This window comes from Azospirillum sp. UENF 111221, from assembly GCF_058780625.1.
Genome location: NZ_JBSNCH010000001.1, coordinates 579406 through 598210 on the forward strand (window position 1 = coordinate 579406; position 18805 = coordinate 598210).

The window sequence follows — 18805 nt, forward strand, 5'->3', positions numbered from 1 at the left end:
GGAACGGAGCCGGCCTGGAACGGGAAAGGGCGCGCGGGTGACCGCGCGCCCTTCTTCTTTACCGTACTGCCCGGATCAGCGGGCGGTGCTGCCGGTGCCGGTGGACGAACCGCCCATGGAACCACCCATCGAGCCCGACGGCTGCTGCGTGCCGACCGGGCCGTCGGAGCCGGTGCCCATCGAGCCGCTGTTGCCCAGGCTGTTGCCGCCGGTGCCATTGGTCGAGCTGGAAGAGCCCGAGCCGGTCATCGACCCGTTGCCCATCGAAGACCCATTGGACGACGAGCCGCTGGTGGCGCCGCTCTTGCTGTCCACGCCGCCCATGCTGCCGCAGCCGAGCTGGTTGTTCGACGTACAGGGCGGGTTGGTCTGGTTGGAGTTGGTGCTTGAGCCGGCGCTGTTGGCCGCCGGGCTGCCGGAGATTGAACCGCTGTCGGCGGCGAAGGCCGGGGCGGCCATCAGGGCCAGGGCGGTGGCGGCGCCGATCATCAGGCTCTTCATGAGGATTCCTTTCGCTGTGCGGCCCATCAACGCCGGTGCGGCGGCGGGCCGGAAACTTGTCGGTGGGGGGCCGGTTCGTCCCCGCTTGCCATCACACCAACAGGCCCGGTCCGGAATGATCGCGCGGCAGGCGAAAACGAAAACGCCCGCCGAAGGGCGGGCGCTTCCTGACAACTCAAGGACGGTGAGCGGTCAGGCCGTGCGCGCCTTCGGCAGGCCGGCGGCCATGGCGGCGGAGCCGTGGAAGATCTCCAGCGCGGCCGGCGTAGAGGACGGGCGCAGGCCACCCAGGATTTCCCCGGCGGCGCCGACGGCCTGGACCAGCGCATCCGGCATCACCGGCTTTCGCAGCAGGCCCATGGCGAAGGCGCGGGCTTCGGCGGCATGGTGATCGAACCCGGTCATCAGCAGCGACGGAATGCCATTCTCTTCCCACAGGCGGCGGGCCAGGACCAAGCCATTCTCCCCACCGGCGAGATTGACGTCGACCAGCGCCAGTTCGGGACATTCGCGGGCACCGACCCGCGTAGCCTTGGCGGCGTCGCGCAGCGGTCCAACCACGGTATAGCCCGCATTCTCCAGAACGGCTTTCACGGCCGGACCGATCAGCGGATCGTCCTCGACGACAAGCACCTTCAAGACGGCATGCTCCCTTGAATGACGGTGCGGGCTTATAGCCCGTTCCATCCGGTTTCCGAAGCCTGTTCGGCTTCGATCAACTGAACCGCCCATGTTTGTCGCGGTTCCGCTCCGTTCAAGAGGTCGAAGGGGTACTCCCTTCCGGTCATGGCGCCCTACTGAACGTCCGGGTTGGAAACATACACCATCGCAGAGCGTTTTACCCGGACGCGAGAGAGGATACACGCAATGGCATTCGTTGAGATGACCGACACGTCCGGGGAAACCGTTTTGGTGAACCCCATCGCCGTCGCTTATCTGCGCAGCGCAGGCGACGGCGGCACCGATCTGTATTTTGCCGGCCGGGCGGAGCCGCTGCGGCTGACCGGGGCGCCGTCGGACATCGTCCGCGCCCTGGAAAACGCCGCACCCACCCCGCCCGATCCCACCCTGTCGCTGCTGGCCTGACGACAAGCTCAGGCGCGGGGGTAATTGGGGGGACGCTTCTCGAAGAAGGCGGTGATGCCCTCCGCCGCCTCCGCCCCGTGCAAGGCCTCGACGAAGAAGGCGGCCTCGCGGTCGAGCTGGTCGTCGGGCGCGCCGAAGCCGCTCTCGATCAGCCGCTTGGCCCGGCCGATGGCGAGCGTCGGCCCGTCCGCCAGCCGCTCCGCCCAGGCGAGCGCCTCGGCCAGCGTGGCGCCGGGCGCCACCACCCGGTTGACGATGGCGAGCTGGGCCAGCCGTGCCGCGCCGATCCTGCCGCCTTCAAACATGATCTCGGCGGCCAGCTGCGGCGTCGCGGCACGGGCGAGGAAGGCCGACGCTCCGCCGTCCGGGTTCAGTCCGACCTTCACATAGGCGAGCGTGAACACGGCATCCTCCGCCGCGACGATCAGGTCGCAGCCCAGTGCCACCGAGAATCCCGCTCCGGCGGCGGCCCCCTCGACGGCGGCGATCACCGGCTTGGGGCAGGCACGCATGGCGCGGGTCCAGCCATGGAAGTGCTCCAGGCTGGTGCGCGTCATCTCCGGGTCGGCCTTGGCGTTGCCGAGCAGCCGGCCCAGATTGCCGCCGGAACAGAAAGTGCCGTTGGCCCCGGTCAGGACGATGGCGCCCACCCCCGGATCCCCGGCCGCCTGCACCAGCGCGTCGCGGGCGGCGGCCATCATCTCCGGCTCCAGCGCGTTCTTGGTGGCCGCATCGTCCATCGTCAGCACCATCACGCGGCCCTGGCGCGCGACGGTCAGTTGTCCGCTTATAGCTCGGTTCCCTCCCGATTTTCGCCGCCCGGCCGGTATTTGAACATGCCTTCCGACGTGGCGATCAGGGCGCCGGTGTCGCCATGGCGGATCTCCGCCGCGATCCCGACGATCTTGCGCCCGCCGCCGCGCAGCCGGCCGGTGGCGATCAGCGTACCGGTGCGCGCCTGACCCAGGAAGCTCGTCGACAGGGACAGCGTCACCACCCGCCTTACCCGGCCGGGGAACGGACAGTATGTTGCCGAGAATCCGGAAACCGTGTCCAGAAGCGTCACCAGAACCCCGCCATGCACCACGCCGGCCCGGTTCAGGTGGCGGTCGTCGATGGCCATCGTCAGCTCCGCCTCGCCCTCCTCCCAGCGACTCAAGGCGTAGCCCAGCAAGCGCTGGAAGCCCGATTCCGGCTCCCCGTTCAGCAGATCGTCCATACCTTGTTCGTCCATCCCCTGCCCCATCACGCGGCCGTTTCGTGCGCGAAGTAAAGCGCGTGAAGGCGCTCCAGGTCCACCCGGTCGCCGCGCGGGAAGGCGCCCATCATCGGATGGTCCACCGCCGTCATGTCGGGGAGATCGAGGGGTGCTGCCTCGTCTGATCGTTGGTCACGCTGACGGATGTGAAAATGCCTGTCAGAAAATGAAACTGAATTTTGAAAAACGAAATATGTGTGGGGGATTGGAGGTCTGCCGCGCGTCTGCGCGGGCTTGCCAGCCGGACCGAAGCGGTTAACCTTTTTCCCGAAATCATGGCCCGGACCGTCGGGCCGATAAATCGCAGGAGGGTTTGGGATGATCGACCTCTATTTCTGGCCGACGCCGAACGGCCACAAGATCACGATCTTTCTGGAGGAAGCCGGGCTGGACTACAGCTTCAAGCCGGTGAACATCTCCACCGGCGACCAGTTCAAACCGGACTTCCTGGCCTTCTCGCCCAACAACCGCATGCCGGCAATCATCGACAACGCCCCGGCCGACGGCGGCGAGCCGATCAGCGTGTTCGAATCCGGCGCCATCCTTGTCTACCTTGCCGAGAAGACCGGCAAGTTCCTGCCCAGCGACGTGCGTGGGCGCAAGACGGTTCTCGAATGGCTGTTCTGGCAGGTCGGCGGCCTCGGCCCGATGGCCGGCCAGAACCACCATTTCGTCCAATACGCGCCGGAGCGCATCCCCTACGCCATGGAGCGCTACGTCAAGGAGACCAGCCGTCTCTATGGCGTGATGGACAAGCGCCTTGCCGACAACGAGTTCCTGGGTGGAGCCGAACTGTCCATCGCCGATATGGCGAGCTACCCGTGGATCGTCCCGCACGAACGCCAGCAGCAGGATCTGGACAACTTCCCCAACCTGAAGCGCTGGTTCACCGCGATCAAGGAGCGGCCGGCGGTGGTGCGCGCCTATGAAAAGGGGCAGGAGATCAATCCCAACCGCACGCCCACGGTGAACGAGGACAGCAAGAAGATCCTGTTCGGCCAGTCCGCCGACACGGTGAAGCGCTGAGATCGGGGTCCCAATTTCCCTCTCCCCCAAGGGAGAGGGAAATTGGGACAACTTCGGATAGGTACCTACCACTTCGCGGCACCCGTTTGCGCCGCGCAGACATTCGAGGGGCCCCGGCGTAGACGGGACCGTTCGTCTGACCAGCGTGTTGTTTTCGGTAGAGAATATCTACCGGAGATGCCGCGCCGATGAGCATCTGGCCACGCACCGACTCCGACGGCACCCTTCCGCAAAGGGCGACCGGTTCCACAACCCCAACCGGGATGCAGCCGGCCGAGTTGCGGCCGGCCGAGATACAGGTCGCCCTGCGCCCCCTGCCGTCGATGCCGGAGCTGGCACGGGCATGGACGGAGCTGGAAAGCCGGTCCGACCCCTCCTTCTTCCTGTCCTGGACCTGGATCGGGCCCTGGCTGGCGCAGTTGCCGGACGGGATCGAGCCGCAGCTGCTGGTCGCCCGCCAGGGGGGTGAGACGGTCGGGATGGCCCTGCTCTGCCCGCGCCTGCGCCGCCGGTTCGGGCTGCTGCCCAGCCGCTGCTGGATGCTGCACGAGACCGGCGACCGCAGCTATGATCGGCTGTTCATGGAGTATAACGGCATCCTCGCCGACCGCCGTGTCGCCGACGAGGTGACGGATGCGATGCTGCACTGGCTGGGCGAGCGGTTGAGCGCCAATGACGAGCTGGTGCTGGGCGGCCTGACCCTGGCGGCGGAGCGGGCGGCCCGGCGGGTTGCGGCGCGGACCGGCCACACGCTGCAACTGCGCATTGCCAATTCCGCCCAATGGGTGGACTTCGGCACGGTGCGCGCGGCGGGCGGCGATTTTCGCGGCGGGCTGGGCCGCAACACACGGGCGGCGGTGAACCGCAGCGAACGGCTCTACCGGGCCCGCGGTGACCTCGAACACCGCGTCGCCACGACGGTGGACGAGGCGCTGGAGTATTTCGCCGGGCTGGAGGTGCTGCATCAGGCCGGATGGCAGGCGCGTGGGCAGGCCGGCGCCTTCGCCAATGCCGCCTTCCGCCCCTTCCACGAAAGACTGATCGCCGAGGGGATGCCGCGGGGTGCCGTGCGGCTGAGCCGGGTGAGCGCCGGCGGGCAGGCGGTCGGCTATCTCTACAACTTCGTCCACCGCAACCGCGTTCTGAACTATCAGGGCGGCTTCGCCTTCGAGGCCGACAACCGGCTGAAGCCGGGGCTGCTGAGCCATGTGCTGGCCATCGAGGACGCACTGGCCCGTGGCGAGGATTGCTACGATTTCATGTCGACCCCGGCCGGACACAAGCCGCTGCTCTCCAACGCCGAACAGCCGATGAACTGGCTGACGCTCGGCCCCGACCGGTTCAGCCGGCGGATGGAGGCGCATGTCCGCCGGGCGCGCGGGGTGATGGCCGATGCGGTCAAGCGGTCGCTGCGCGGATGGATCGCGCCGGCCAAAGGGATTTGAGTGCGGGATCTGAATGGGGAGTTGGCGATGAAGACCGGGACGAAAGCCGGGCCGCTGGCCTGCGTGTTGGGCGACATGGATCTGGTGCGCCCGCTGGGGCTGGCCGGCATCCGCTGTGCCGTGGTCGGGCCGCCGGGCGGGGCGACCGCCCAGTCCCGCTTCACCGCGCAGGTGATCCCCTGGCAAGGCGGCAATGACAGGACGCTGGTCGACCGCCTGCTGCGCTTCGGCGCCGCCCAGTCGCAAAAGCCGGTGCTCTATATGGAGGAGGACGCCCAGCTGCTGATGGTGTCGCGAAACCGCGAGCGTCTGGCCTCCGTCTTCCGCCTTCCGCTGGCCGACGCCGAACTGGTGGAGACGCTGGTGGACAAGGGCCGGTTCCAGGCGATGGCGGAACGGCTGGGCCTGCCGGTGCCGCGCACCCGACGCCTGCACCCCCTGCCCGGCAGCGAGGCGCCGGATCTGGACCTGCGCTATCCCCTCATCGTCAAGCCGCTGACCCGCCGTCCGCCCTGGGACGAGATCGAGGGGCTGGGCAAGGCGATCCGGCTGGACGGGCATGATGAGCTCCGCGCCCTGTGGCCGCGCCTGATCCCGGTCGGCATCGAGTTGCTGGCGCAGGAGTTGATCCCCGGGCCGGAGACGCGGATCGAGAGCCACCATGTCTATATCGACGCCAGCGGTGCGGTGGCCGGGGAATTCACCGGGCGCAAGATCCGCACCTACCCCGTCGATTACGGCCACAGCACGGCGCTGACCATCACCGACATCGACGGCGAGGGCGCCGATGTGGCGGCGCTTGGGCGGGAGATCGCGGCAAAGATCGGCCTGCGCGGCGTCGCCAAGTTCGACTTCAAGCGCGACCCGGACGGCCGGCTGCACCTGCTGGAGATCAACCCGCGCTTCAACCTCTGGCACCATCTGGGGGCTGTCGCGGGGGTGAACCTGCCGGCACTGGTGCAGGCGGACCTGACCGGCCGGCCCCGCCCTGCTCCAGCCAAGGTACGCCCCGGCGCCTGCTGGTGCCACATCAGCAAGGACCGGCTGGCGGCGCGGGAAAGCGGCGTGACAACGGCGCGCTGGCTGGCCTGGGTGGCGCGCTGCGAGGCGAAGGCGATCACGCCGGACGACCCGATGCCCTTCCTGCGGCCGAAGCTGGACCGGCTGCTCGCCCGCATGCCCGGCGGCATCCGGTCCGCCCGCCTCGTGAAGCCATGACCCCCGACAACCCATGAAGATCGCCCTGATCTCCGACATCCACGCCAATCTGGAAGCGTTGCAGGCGACGCTCGACGCCATCCGGGCGGAGGGGGCGGAGCGCATCGTCTGCCTCGGCGACATCGTCGGCTACAACACCGACTTCGCCGCCTCCATCGCCCTGCTGCGGCAGGCCGGGGCGGTCTGCATCGCCGGCAACCACGACCGGGCGGTGGCGGGCCTGATCGGCACCGATGGGTTCAGCGGCCCGGCGGCGCGCGCCGTCGCCTGGACCGGGGCAAGGCTGGACGAGGACAGCCGCGCCTTCCTGGCCGGCCTGCCCCTGACCGCCGATGTGGACGGCACGCTGGTCGCCGTCCACGGCGCGCTGCATCCGGAGGTCGGCAAGGAGCTGGTCCGGCTGGACGATGACGGGAAGCGGGCCCTGAGCCTGCGGGCGCTCGCGGCGCATCCATCGGGCGCGCGGATCTGCGCCTTCGGCCACACCCACCGGGCCGGGTTGTGGGAATGGCGCGACGGCGCGGTGCATGCTTTGCCGCTGGATGGGGGAGCGGAGTTGCGGGCGGACGGGCTCTACCTGATCAACCCCGGCACGGTGGGGGAGCCGCGCGGCGCCGACGCCCGGGCCTGCTTCGCCTGTTACGACACCGCCGCACGCCGCGTCACCCTGCATCGCGTCGCCTATGCCCGCCGCGCCGCCCTGGCGAAGACCCGGAGGGCGGGGCTGGCGCCACGTTTTGCCGCAGTTCCCGCACCCATTCGGATGAAGTTGATCGAAATACTGAGACTTCTTGGGGTCTACGGGTGGTTGAAACGTGCTCTTCCCCGCCATGTGCCATCAATATGACAATCCCGTAACGCGGCTTTGCTTCAACAAAGACTGGAAAATGAGCATAATCCGGCACGGGGGCAAAGGTGACGCCGGGCTATGGACATTATCGGTATTTCAATCGGCGCTGCCGGCAGGGTGCGGACCCGGCCCGGCAGGACATCGTCGTCCCTGACCGCATCGCTGGCGCTGGGCCTTGTCATCGGCCTCGCCACGATTCTGCCGGCCGCGACCCTGCCGGCCCAGGCGCAGGAGACTGACGCCTCCCCCAAGGCGAGCGTGGCGGACAGCGGGCCGGTGCGGCTGACGATCCTCTACACCCAGGGCACCACCGACCTGGACGAGACCGCCGGGCGCGGCGGCATGGCCCGGCTGGCCGGCACGATCCGGCAGGAGCGGGCCGCCCATCCCAACCTGCTGGTCCTGCATGGCGGACAGACGTTGGCGCCGTCGGTGCTCGCCTTCTACGACCAGGGCGCCCACATCATCGACCTGCTGAACGGCATGACCATCGACGCGATGGCCGCGCTGAACCGCGAATACCACCATGGCGACGACCGGCTGAGCGCCCGCGCCTTCGAGGCCGGCTTTCCCATCGTCACCACCAACGCGGTCGACCGCTCCACCGGCCGCACGCCGGACGGTCTGGAGGCGGCGGTGGTGCTGACCGCCGGCCCCTTGCGCATCGGCGTGATGGCGGCGACGCCGGTGCTGACGCGGGAGACCACCCGAACCCAGCGCACGGAATTCCGCGACCCGGTGCGGGCGCTGACCGCCAAGGCCGCGGCCCTGCGGGCCGAGGGCGTCGATCTGGTGGTGGCGATGACCGGCTATGCCGGCGACACCCACCGCAGCGTGCTGGCCGCCCGCCCGGCCGACATCGTGCTGTACCAGGACCGCAGCCGCCCCTTCGCCGTCGATTACGACGGACGGTTCCTGTCCGCCACGGTCGGGCCGCAGGCCGCCTGGGTGCTGGCGATCGACCTGACGATACAGCGGACCGCCGGACCGGACGGCCAGACGGTGTTGACTTGGACCCCGGCGCCGCGCCTGATCGATACGGCGACGGTGGCGCCCGACCCGGCGGTGCTGATCCAGGCCAAGGCCTATGCGGCGCGGCTCGACACCATGCTGCGGATGGAGGTGGGACGTCTCACCGCTCCCCTCGACACCCGCAAGGAGTCGCTGCGGACGGGGGAGAATGCCTTCGCCAATGCGGTGGTCGACACGCTGCGCGAGGCGCTGGACGGCGACGTGGCCCTGTTCAACGGCGGCGGCATCCGTGGCGACCGCCAGTATCCGGCCGGCACTCTGCTGACCCGGCGCGACATCTACACCGAACTGCCCTTCCACGATGTCGGGGTGGTGCTGGACGTCTCCGGACAGCAGCTCTGGGATGCGGTGGAGAGCGGCGTGTCGGCGGTGGAGCAGTTGCAGGGCCGCTTTCCCCATCTGTCCAATGCCCGGGCCGAGATCGACCTCGCCCGCCCGCCCGGCCAGCGGCTGCGCAGCCTGTCGGTCGGCGGCAAGCCGGTCGCCTTGTCCGGCCGCTACCGTCTGGCGACCAGCAGCTTCCTGGCGGCGGGGGGCGACGGTTACGGCATCCTGGCCGGCGCACCGCGGCTGGTGGAGGACCGCAACACGGAATTCGTTTCCACCCAGATGATCGACCAGATCGCCCGCAGCGGCGAGTTCGTTCCCCGGCTGGACGGCCGCATGACGGTGAGGCGGTGATGGACGGGTTCTCTTCCACCGCCTTGTCGTCACCCCCCTTGCCGGCAAGCGATGCGGCGGTCATGGATGGCACGGCACGGCGCAAGCCGCAGGCGCCGCCGGGCCGCCCGCGGCGGTTCGGCATCGCCGTCCGCATCACGCTGGGCCTGTCGGTGATGGCGCTGCTGGTGCTGCTGATCGGCGGCGTGTCGATGTCCTCCTTCCGCCTGTTCCGGGCGGAGGTGGCGGCGCTGTCCACCAACACCCTGCCGGAAGTGATCACCAGCGCCGAACTGCACGGATCGTTGCAGAAGCTGGTAGCGCAGCTGCCGCAGCTCGCCGCCGCGGCCTCGACGCCGCAGCGCCGGTCCATCTATGACGGGCTGGTGACGGAGCTGGATTCGATGCAGCTTCTGGTCGCCCGCATGCGCGGTCTGATGAAGGAGGGCGATCCCGGCGCGGGCGAGCGCGACGGCAATGTCCGCCTGCTGGAGCAGACCCGCTCCACCCTGCTGATCCTGGCCGCCACGGTCGCCGACCTGAACGCCGAGGTCACGCGCCAGATCGAATATGGCGACCGCCAGGCCGAAGCCGCACGCGCGCTGAGCCGGCTGGCGGCGGCGATCGAGAGCATGCCCGACACCGGCGCCTGGGCGGCCCGCATCGGGGCGCTGATGGCGCGGGCGGCGGGGGCCACGCAGCTGGATCATCTCAGCCGCCTGAAGGGCGAGGCGCGGTCCGCCGAACGCACGCTGGCCGAACTGGCCCGCCTGTCGGGCGGCGCCCCGGACCCCACCGGGCAGATGATGTCCACCGTGCAGGAGGAGCTGTTCTCCCTGCTGGTGGCGCCGGGCGGGCTGTTCGAGAGCGCCATTGACAGGCTGCAGGCGCGCAACCGCGCCCAGGCGCTGACCGGTCAGGCCCAGGTCCTGGTCGAGACGGTCGAACGCTCCACCCGCACGCTGTACAATTCCATCCGCGACCAGTCGGCCGAGCGCACCGATGCGCTGGCGGCGCTGATCGCCGAACGCACCCGCACGGTGATGGTGCTGGCCGGAACATCGCTTCTGCTGGCGGTGTGCGTCTATTTCTTCTTCCGCCGGTTCCTGTCGACGCGGCTGGTGGCGATGAACCGGGCGGTGCTGGCCCGGCTGTCGGGAAGCCGCCAGTCCCCCCATCGCGGCATTGCGGCGCCGGCTGGCCGGCCGGGTCGGGCCGACCAGCCGGTTCCGGTCGATCAGCCGGTTCCGGTCCCGGTGGACGGCGACGACGAGATCACCGACATCGGTGCCTCGATCCGCTATTTCATCGAGGAGATCGACCGGCGCCAGCAGGCCCTGGCCGACAACGAGCGGCGCTTCCGCGATCTGGTCGAAGGCTCGATCCAGGGCATCGTCATCCATCGCGATTTCCATGTGCTCTATGCCAACGACAGCTTCGCCGCCATGCTCGGCATGACGGTGGCGGAGGTGGTTGCCCTGCCCTCCCTGCTGTCGGTGGTGGCGGTGACGGAACGCCAGGCGCTGATCGAGGGGTACGACCGGTTGCTGGAGAACGGGCAGTCGACGCCGCGCCGCCGCATCCGAGCCTGCCGGTCCGACGGCGCCGGGCTGTGGGTGGAGCTGACCGGCCGGCGCGTCGACTGGATGGACGGCCCGGCGATCCAGGCGGTGGTGGTCGACGTGACGCGCGAGGTGGAGGCGGAGCATGCCCTGCGCCAGTCGCGCGATGCCGCCGAACGCGCGCTTGACGAACTGAAGGCGACCCAGGCCAGCCTGATCCAGGCGGAGAAGATGGCCTCGCTCGGCCAGCTGGTCGCCGGCGTGGCGCATGAGGTGAACACCCCCATCGGCATCACCATCACCGGCGCCTCGCAATTGCAGGCGCTGATCGGCGAGCTGTCGGACCGCCACACGGCGAACGCGCTGAAGAAGTCGGACTTCCAGCGCTTCCTCAGCGACGGGATGGAGATGGCCAGCCTGATCCTGTCCAACAGCACCCGTGCCGCCAACCTGGTGCAGAGCTTCAAGCTGGTCGCTGTCGACCAGTCCAGCGACGAGCGCCGCCCCTTCCTGCTGCGCGATTACATCGACGAGCTGCTGCGCAGCCTTCACCCGACCTACAAGGCGCGGACGGCCCTGACCATCGACGTCGCCTGCCCGGCCGACCTGGAGCTGGACGGCTATCCCGGCGCGCTGTCGCAGATCCTGACCAACCTGATCATGAATGCGCTGGTCCATGCGCTGGATCCGGAACAGCCCGGCCGGATCGCCATCGCCGCCCGGCTGCTCGGTCCCGACATGGTGGAGCTGTCGGTCGGCGACGACGGCAACGGCATTGCACCGGACGTGCTGCCCAAGAATCTTCGATCCCTTCTTCACCACCCGGCGCGGGGCGGGCGGCAGCGGGCTGGGGTTGCACATCGTCTACAATCTGGTGACCGGCCGCCTGCACGGCACCATCGGGGTCGAGAGCCGCCCCGGCGAAGGCACCCGTTTCACCCTGCGCTTTCCCCGAGTCACCGCGGGCGCCTAGAACCGGCGGCGGCTTTCCCATCCGTCCGATCCCGCCTGCGTTTGTCCGCAGACGATCGGACATGCGCAGGTATGGCACCGTCCGCCCAATCCAGGCCTGCCCGCCGGTGCCGGTTGAATTCACGTGCAAACAGTCGGTTTCCTATACAAGCTTCCAGTGTTTTTACCGTTATGCGGGAGCTTGATCGCAATGAATTTTAATCGGCGAGATTTTTTGGCAACGGCAACTGCTGTTGCGGGTGCATCCCTGCTGCCGTTCGGCCCGGCGCGGGCGGCAACGGCGAAATACGTTCGCTACAGCGCGACCAGCGACGAAGGCAGGGCGATGCTGCGCAGCTACGCCACGGCGGTGCAGAAGATGGTGGCCCTGCCCCCGGACCATCCGCACAACTGGTTCCGCAACGCCTTCGTCCATTTCATGGACTGCCCGCACGGCAACTGGTGGTTCTATGTCTGGCACCGCGGCTATATCGGTTATTTCGAGGAGACGGTGCGCAAGTACAGCGACAATCCGAATTTCGCCTTTCCCTATTGGGACTGGACGCTCCTGCCGCAGATCCCCAGCGAGATGTTCGACGGCGCCCTGACCCCGGTCAGCGAAGCCTTCCTTCCCTACACCAAGGATCTGACCACCTTCACCGCCTACATCAAGCCGGCGATGAAGGCCTATTGGGACACGCTGAACGAGGCCCAGCGCAAGCAGCTGGACCTTCGCGGCTACAGCAGCTTCGACAAGCTGTGGGACGACGTCACCGGCTGCAGCCACGGCAAGTGCGATCCCGGCAACCAGGCCTTCGCCGCGACCGACCGTGCGCGCTACCTGACCCGCGAGAACCCGAAGCTGGACGACAAGACGGCAAAGGCCTGTTCGCCCCACACGGTGCTGACCGGCCTGCTGCCGGTGGACTACTACAACGCCGACGTGACGCACAGCTTCACCAGTTCCAAGACGGCGTCGCACAACGTCATGCCGGGCAAGGACACCCAGTTCTCGGTGCTGGAAGGCCAGCCGCACAACCTCGTCCACAACTACATCGGCGGCGTCGGCCCGTGGGATCCGGGTCCCTACGGCAACATGACCAACTTCCTGTCGCCGGTGGATCCCGTCTTCTTCCTGCACCATTCGAACATGGACCGCCTGTGGGACGTGTGGACGCGCAAGCAGCAGCGGCTGGGCCTGCCGATCCTGCCGACCGACAAGGAGGAGCTGTCGCAGCTGTCCCGCGAACCCTTCCTGTTCTTCGTCCGCGCCGACGGCAGCTATGTCCTCGACGGCCGCGCCGGTGACTATCTCAGCACCGAACGGTTCCAGTACGAGTACCGGCATGGCTTCGGCGACGCGGAATCGGCACAGGTGGCGGCGGCCAAGCCGTCTGCTCCGGTCAAGGGCACGGTGGCCAAGGGCGTGGGATCGGTCCAGCTGTCGGCGGCGCCGTCCAGCCCGGTGGTGATGGCAGTCAAGGTGACCCGCCCGGCCGGCAGCAACGCCCCGCGGAACTTCGACCTGCTGATCAACGCACCGGCCGGCGTGACGACGGTGGCGGCGGACAGCCCCTATTACGGCGGCACCATCGGCTTCTTCGGTCCGGCCATGCACGGCATGGCGGACGATGCCACCTTCACCCTGCCGCTGCCCGAGCCCGCGCGCACCGCGGCACTGGCCCAGAGCCCGGCCGCGCAGGCGCCTGCGCCGGCAACCGCAACGCTGGAGGTCCGCATTGTCCCGTCCAACGGCTCCGCCACCGCCGCGCCGGCGGTCAAGGGGGTCTCGCTCCACACCCTGTAAGGCGGCTTGGCAGGCCGGCAGGTTGTCGGCCGCCCTGCTCGCGCTGCTGGTCCTCCTGACGGGCCAGCCCGCGGGCGCGGCACCGGCCGGTCAGTCCGGGAGACCGGACGGGAATGGGGAAACGACGCTCGCCCTGCCGCATCCGCCGCGGCAGGGCGAGGCCGCCATCCTGGCGGTCACGCTGGGCGTGCTCACCCGTGGGCAGACGGTGGAGGTCACGACGATGGACGGCCAGCTCATCGGAACCGCCGCCCCTTTCGGCCCCCAGCGCGGTCAGGGCGCCGGAACGGTCACCATTCCAGTGCCGGCCGGGGCCATACGCGACGGTCGCCTGACGCTCCGCCTGCGCATCACCGCCTCCGGCTCCCCTCCCCGTCCGCCGACGGCCGAGGAGGTCGGAGAGCTGCGGCTGTCCGTCATCGGCCCACCGCCCTGATGGCGGCGGTCAGCGCACCGGCCCGTCGAACCAATGCCGGCCCTGGCGGTCTTCCACCTCGATCACCCAGACGTCGGGGTCGTAGCGGAGCTGGCGGGCGATGTAGGCGTCGGCATCGGCCTCCGGCACCGGGTCGGCGCCGGTGCCGCGCGCCCAGAACAGCCGCTCGCCATCGGCCTCGCGTGTCTGGACCAGCACGGAGAAGGTCCGGTCGAGCCGGTTGATCTTCAGGATCACGGTGCCGCGGCTGGGATCGCCCTTGCGGACCACAGTCATCGCCACGCCCTGGGAATCGGCCGTGCGGATATGGGCCGAGACCCAAAGATGCGTCGGAAGGCGGTCGTCCATTGCCGTGACGGGCTCCTGATCGTCAGCTCTCGCTGACCTGGGATTTTCGCTGGTCTTCGACCCTCGCTCTGCCCGGCCGGCCGGTGTAGAGAAGAGGGCATGGCTACACTCCTGGACGCTCTCAACGCCGCCGTCAACCACCACATGGCCGGCCATGCCGATGCGGCGGCCGACGCCTACCGGAGGATTCTGGCGGCGGACCCGGCCCAACCCGACACGCTGCACCTGTCCGGCGTCCTGCGGGCGCAGACGGGCGAGCCGGCGGCCGCCGTGCGATGGATCGCCCGTGCGGTGCGCGTCCGTCCGCCCGCCCCGGCACCCTGGGGCCATCTGGGGGCGGCCCTGCGGGCGGCGGAGATGCCGGAGCGGGCGGAACCGGTTCTGCGACGCGCCCTGGCGCTCGATCCGGCCGACGGCGACGCTCTCGAGGCTCAAGGCGCCTCCCTGCATGCGCTGGCGCGCTACCCCGACGCGCGGCGCTGGCTGGAGCGTGCGGCCCGACTTCGGCCCGGCCATGCGGCGACCTTGCTCAATCTCGGGACCGTCCTGCGCGACCAGCGCCGTTTCGACGAGGCGGAGGCCTGCTTCGACGCCGTGCTGGCGCGCCAGCCCTCAAGTGCCGACGCCCATCTCGCCCGCGCGGTCGGACGGCTGGTGCGCGGCGACCTGCGCGCGGGATGGCAGGGGTTCGAGCATCGCTGGCAGCGCTTCGCCACCCCGCCCTGGGCCGGACAGCCACCGGGTGGCGCCACCATCCTGCTGCACATGGACCAGGGCTTCGGCGACGCCATCCAGTTCGTCCGTTATGCCCCGCTGGTGGCGCAGATCGCCGCGGCGGGCGGCGGGCGGGTGATCCTGGAAACCCATATGCTGCTCTACCGCCTGTTCAACCGCTGCCTTGGATCGTCGATCCAGGTGCTGTCGCGCGGCGAGGATCCGCCGCCGCATGACATCCATTGCCCGCTGATGAGCCTGCCGCGGGCCTTCGGCACCGGCCTGTCGGACATTCCGGCCGCCGTGCCCTATCTTGCCCCGGACCTCGGCGACGTTGCCCGCTGGCGCGACCGGCTGGACGGGCTGGATGGGGCGGCGACGGGCGATGCGGCTCTCCGGGTCGGGCTGGTGTGGGCCGGCAATCCCCAGCACCGCAACGACCGCAACCGCTCGATCCCGGCGGCGGCCCTGCTGCCGCTGCTGATGGTGCCGGGCGTGCGCTTCGTCAGCCTGCAGACCGGCGAGGCCGCCGCCGGGCTGGACCGCCTGCCCGGCGTGAGGGTGCCGAACGCGATGGAGCGGGTGCGCGACTTCGCCGACACCGCCGCCATTCTCGCCAACCTCGACCTGCTGGTGACGGTGGACACCGCCATCGCCCATCTTGCCGGGGCGATGGGCGTGCCGTGCTGTCTGATGCTTCCCCATGTGCCGGACTGGCGCTGGCTGCTCGACCGGGCCGACAGCCCTTGGTACCCGTCGCTGCGCCTGTTCCGACAGCCGCGGCCCGGCGACTGGGCCACGACGCTCGGCACCGCCGCCGCCGTGCTGAAGGCGCAGGCAGCCCGCGCCGTCCGGACCGCCCGGTAGAGGCGGCAACTTCGGCGGGAGCTTTCTGCCCCTCCGGCCCGGCGGCACTAGGCGAAACTTTCCTACCGGGCGGCAATTTCCGGCCCCGCCATACAGCTTGTTCAAAGAATACAGTGTTTTCAATGGCTTGAATCCGGAGCGGGAGTTGGCACTCCGCTTGCTAGATAGGGCGCAGAAGACCTTTGCCCTTTCTTTCGGAGACCCCCGGCCATGAGCATCTTCGGTTCGATGACAACCGCCGTTCTCGGCCTGAATGCCCAGTCGAAGGCGCTCGGACATATTTCGGACAACATCGCGAACAGCTCGACCATCGGCTACAAGCGTGTCGATTCGGCCTTCGAGACGATGGTCCTTCAGTCCAGCCAGCGTCTGCACGAGCCGGGCGGGGTCACGGCGCAACCGGTCTTCATGAACAACATCCAGGGCAGCCTGACCCAGGTGCAGAGCCCGACCAACATCGCCATCCAGGGCCAGGGCTTCTTCAGCGTCACCAAGGTGGCGACCCAGGGCTCCAGCACGCTGGTGCAGACGCAGACGGGCACGGTCAATTCGTCGGCCGCCTTCTACACCCGCGCCGGCGACTTCGAGCTGGACAAGAGCCGCTATCTGGTCAACAGCGCCGGCTACGCCCTGAACGGCTGGCTGGTCGATCCTGTGACGGGCGTCCTGCACAAGGACCAAGTGGCGCCGATCCAGGTCAACTCGCTGATCGACAAGCCGGTGGCGACCAACACCATCGATCTGGCGGCCAACCTTCCGGCAACGCCTAAGGAAGGCGAGAAAGTCCCCGACAGCAGCATCCAGATCTTCGACAGCCAGGGCAATCCGCGCACCGTCAACTTCAAGTGGCGGCAGCAGGCGGACAGCAGCTGGCGCATGGTCCTGGACGCGCCGGGCTCCAACACCAAGCCGGTCGACGGCACCTTCACCGGCAACCCCGCCACCGTGACCTTCGGCCAGAACATCGCCGGCCAGACGGCGGTGGCGCAGGTCAACGTCATCACCATCGCCGGCAACAACACCAACGGCCAGGACAACCTGCGCATCGGCGACACCTATTCGGTGAAGGTCGACGGCACCAACTACAGCCTGAAGATCACCGCCGACAACATCGGCTCGATCCGGACCTACTCCGGTCTGGCCGGTGCGCTGGCCAACCAGATCAACTCCGCCTCGCCGGCGGCGTCCGTGCTCGCCACCTCGTCGGGCCAGACGATCCGCGTCACCGCCCGCGAACCCGGCACGCCCTTCAAGCTGAACACGGACGTGGTGTCCGGCACCAACACCACCAACACCATCGTCAACCAGACCTCGACGGCGGCGACCGCCAGTGCGGGTGAGATCGACAAGTTCCAGTTCCCGCAGACCCAGGTCGAGGTCGGCGACTCCTTCACCATCAACGTGAACGGCACGCCGATCAGCTACACGGTGACCGCCGCGACCTATCAGAGCTATTCGTCGGTGAGCGACGTCGTCTCCCAGTTGGCCGGCAAGATCAACCAGGCGCTGGGATCAAGCGTTACCGCCTCGTCGGCCGGCAACATCCTGTCGATCCAGGCCAATGCGGTGAACACCAACGTCACCTCCAGCGCCACCGTGACCAACTCCTCCACCGCGGTGAACACGATGAGCTCGCTGCCGTCGGTCTCCAGCGTGGCCGGCGTCCGCCAGAGCCGCACCGTCACCCTGACCGGCACGCCGGGCGACATCGGCACCCAGTACACACTCAGCATCAACGGCACGGCGGTGACCTACAGCACCACCGGCGAAGAGATGACGATGGAGGACATCACCGCGGCGCTGGCGAACAAGATCAACTCCAACACCTCGCTGCCGGTGACGGCTACCGCGCAGGGCGGTGTCATCACCGTCACCTCCAAGACCGCGGCCAGCCCGACCAACACCAACACGATGACCGGCACCGGCACGGTGACGCTGAGCGGATCCACGGTCGACATCGGCGACACCTACAACATCACGGTCGGCGCCACGACCTATCCGCTGACGATCACCAACGCCAATTACGGCCTGTACGACACGCCGGCCAAGGTCATGCAGTATTTCGCCTCGGTCGTCCCAGGTGCTACAGCCAGCGGCAACACGCTGACGGCGGCCGGTGCGACCGGCACGGTCGTCGACGCCCCCGCCGCCCAGTTCACCCTGGACCAGAGCGCCGTCGCCGGCCAGACGCCGGCCCATATCGGCCTGACCTTCGGCAAGACGCCGGAGACGGTCGGCACGCTGACCAACATCTCCACGGCCCTGGTCGGCACCGGCTCGGCCGTCAGCGCCGCCAACCAGTCCGCCGGGTCCGACGCCAACGTCACCTTCACCGTCGATTACGGCTTCGGCCCGCAGCAGATCACGCTGAACCTCGGCAAGTACCAGAAGCCGGGCGGCCTGACCCAATATGCCGGCGAGGAGATCAACGTCACCCAGCTGGTCCAGAACGGCGCGCCACGCGGGCAGTTCAAGGACGTGGTGTTCGGCGACAACGGCACCGTCATGGTCAACTACGACAACGGACGGTCGAAGATGGTGGCGAAGGTGCCGATCATCACCTTCAACAACCCCAACGCCCTGCAGCGCGAATCCGGCGGCGTCTTCATCGAGAGCGAAGAGGCCGGCAAGCCGAACTTCAACGATCCGGAGACGAACGGCGCCGGTGCCGTGGTGGCGAACAGCGTCGAAAGCTCCAACGTCGACATCGCCGACGAGTTCACCAAGATGATCGTCACCCAGCGGAGCTATTCCGCCAACGCGAAGATCGTCACCACCTCGGACGAAATGCTTCAGGAAGTGCTGGGGCTGAAGCGCTAAGCGCGGCCCTGACCTTTTGATGTCCTGATCGCTTCCCTACCGATCGCCAGCTTTCCGATCGCCGGTTCCCTGATCGTTTGAATGGGGGCGGCAGCCGTCCCGGCACCGCCCCGACCATCCCGATCCGTGAAAGGTCTCCCGCCATGTCCCTCTTCGCAGCCTTGAACAGTGCCACGGCCGGGCTGCGCACGGTCCAGTCCAGCGTCAAGCTGGTTTCGGACAAC

16 protein-coding genes are annotated in these 18805 nt (G+C 68.6%); 11 read left to right on the forward strand and 5 right to left on the reverse strand.

What is annotated here, in order from left to right:
* Window positions 1-75: 75 nt before the first annotated feature.
* Both ACWPN3_RS02620 and ACWPN3_RS02625 read right to left on the reverse strand, forming a co-directional pair.
* On the reverse strand, window positions 76-501 hold the full coding sequence (locus tag ACWPN3_RS02620; RefSeq protein ID WP_492242627.1) for a hypothetical protein: 426 nt from the start codon (window positions 499-501) through the stop codon (window positions 76-78).
* Window positions 502-693: 192 nt separating this feature from the next.
* Window positions 694-1134 (reverse strand): response regulator, encoded by a 441-nt coding sequence (locus tag ACWPN3_RS02625; RefSeq protein WP_244592578.1) that lies wholly within the window; start codon window positions 1132-1134, stop codon window positions 694-696.
* Between the two features lie 249 nt (window positions 1135-1383).
* Between ACWPN3_RS02625 and ACWPN3_RS02630 the strand changes: the two genes are divergently transcribed.
* On the forward strand, window positions 1384-1587 hold the full coding sequence (locus ACWPN3_RS02630) for a hypothetical protein (protein ID WP_247873193.1): 204 nt from the start codon (window positions 1384-1386) through the stop codon (window positions 1585-1587).
* Between the two features lie 8 nt (window positions 1588-1595).
* On the opposite strand, the gene ACWPN3_RS02635 is transcribed toward ACWPN3_RS02630, so the two are convergent.
* Both ACWPN3_RS02635 and ACWPN3_RS02640 read right to left on the reverse strand, forming a co-directional pair.
* Complete coding sequence (locus tag ACWPN3_RS02635; RefSeq protein ID WP_492242679.1) at window positions 1596-2378, reverse strand: oxepin-CoA hydrolase, alternative type; 783 nt, start codon at window positions 2376-2378, stop codon at window positions 1596-1598.
* Window positions 2375-2821, reverse strand: a complete 447-nt coding sequence (locus ACWPN3_RS02640) for a PaaI family thioesterase (protein ID WP_492242626.1) — start codon at window positions 2819-2821, stop codon at window positions 2375-2377. The genes ACWPN3_RS02635 and ACWPN3_RS02640 overlap by 4 nt, the downstream gene beginning before the upstream one ends.
* A 342-nt stretch (window positions 2822-3163) precedes the next feature.
* Here ACWPN3_RS02640 and ACWPN3_RS02645 point away from each other — a divergent pair, with 342 nt between their 5' ends.
* From ACWPN3_RS02645 to ACWPN3_RS02680, 8 genes are all read left to right on the forward strand, one after another.
* A complete protein-coding gene (locus ACWPN3_RS02645; RefSeq protein ID WP_377810772.1) occupies window positions 3164-3871 on the forward strand; it encodes a glutathione binding-like protein in 708 nt (235 codons plus the stop codon).
* A 188-nt stretch (window positions 3872-4059) separates the two neighbouring features.
* Complete coding sequence (locus ACWPN3_RS02650; RefSeq protein WP_492261052.1) at window positions 4060-5316, forward strand: GNAT family N-acetyltransferase; 1257 nt, start codon at window positions 4060-4062, stop codon at window positions 5314-5316.
* Window positions 5317-5343: 27 nt separating this feature from the next.
* Window positions 5344-6534 (forward strand): carboxylate--amine ligase, encoded by a 1191-nt coding sequence (locus ACWPN3_RS02655; RefSeq protein WP_492242624.1) that lies wholly within the window; start codon window positions 5344-5346, stop codon window positions 6532-6534.
* A 13-nt stretch (window positions 6535-6547) separates the two neighbouring features.
* On the forward strand, window positions 6548-7381 hold the full coding sequence (locus ACWPN3_RS02660; RefSeq protein WP_492242623.1) for a metallophosphoesterase family protein: 834 nt from the start codon (window positions 6548-6550) through the stop codon (window positions 7379-7381).
* A gap of 81 nt (window positions 7382-7462) precedes the next feature.
* Window positions 7463-9097: a bifunctional metallophosphatase/5'-nucleotidase gene (locus ACWPN3_RS02665; protein ID WP_492242622.1), complete on the forward strand. Its 1635-nt coding sequence runs from the start codon at window positions 7463-7465 to the stop codon at window positions 9095-9097.
* 62 nt (window positions 9098-9159) lie between these two features.
* Window positions 9160-11811, forward strand: coding sequence for a PAS domain S-box protein (locus tag ACWPN3_RS02670; protein ID WP_492261053.1), 2652 nt, complete (start codon window positions 9160-9162; stop codon window positions 11809-11811).
* A 124-nt stretch (window positions 11812-11935) separates the two neighbouring features.
* A complete protein-coding gene (locus tag ACWPN3_RS02675) occupies window positions 11936-13396 on the forward strand; it encodes a tyrosinase family protein (RefSeq protein WP_492242620.1) in 1461 nt (486 codons plus the stop codon).
* A 22-nt stretch (window positions 13397-13418) separates the two neighbouring features.
* The gene (locus ACWPN3_RS02680) at window positions 13419-13832 is read left to right on the forward strand and encodes a hypothetical protein (RefSeq protein WP_492242619.1); all 414 of its coding nucleotides are present in this window, start codon (window positions 13419-13421) and stop codon (window positions 13830-13832) included.
* 9 nt (window positions 13833-13841) lie between these two features.
* Here ACWPN3_RS02680 and ACWPN3_RS02685 read toward each other — a convergent pair whose 3' ends face one another.
* Complete coding sequence (locus ACWPN3_RS02685; RefSeq protein ID WP_109050458.1) at window positions 13842-14180, reverse strand: DUF1491 family protein; 339 nt, start codon at window positions 14178-14180, stop codon at window positions 13842-13844.
* Between the two features lie 99 nt (window positions 14181-14279).
* On the opposite strand from ACWPN3_RS02685, the gene ACWPN3_RS02690 reads away from it, so the two are divergent.
* Complete coding sequence (locus tag ACWPN3_RS02690) at window positions 14280-15761, forward strand: tetratricopeptide repeat protein (protein ID WP_492242618.1); 1482 nt, start codon at window positions 14280-14282, stop codon at window positions 15759-15761.
* Window positions 15762-15971: 210 nt separating this feature from the next.
* Window positions 15972-18581, forward strand: coding sequence for a flagellar hook-basal body complex protein (locus ACWPN3_RS02695; RefSeq protein ID WP_109450165.1), 2610 nt, complete (start codon window positions 15972-15974; stop codon window positions 18579-18581).
* Window positions 18582-18805: the final 224 nt, after the last annotated feature.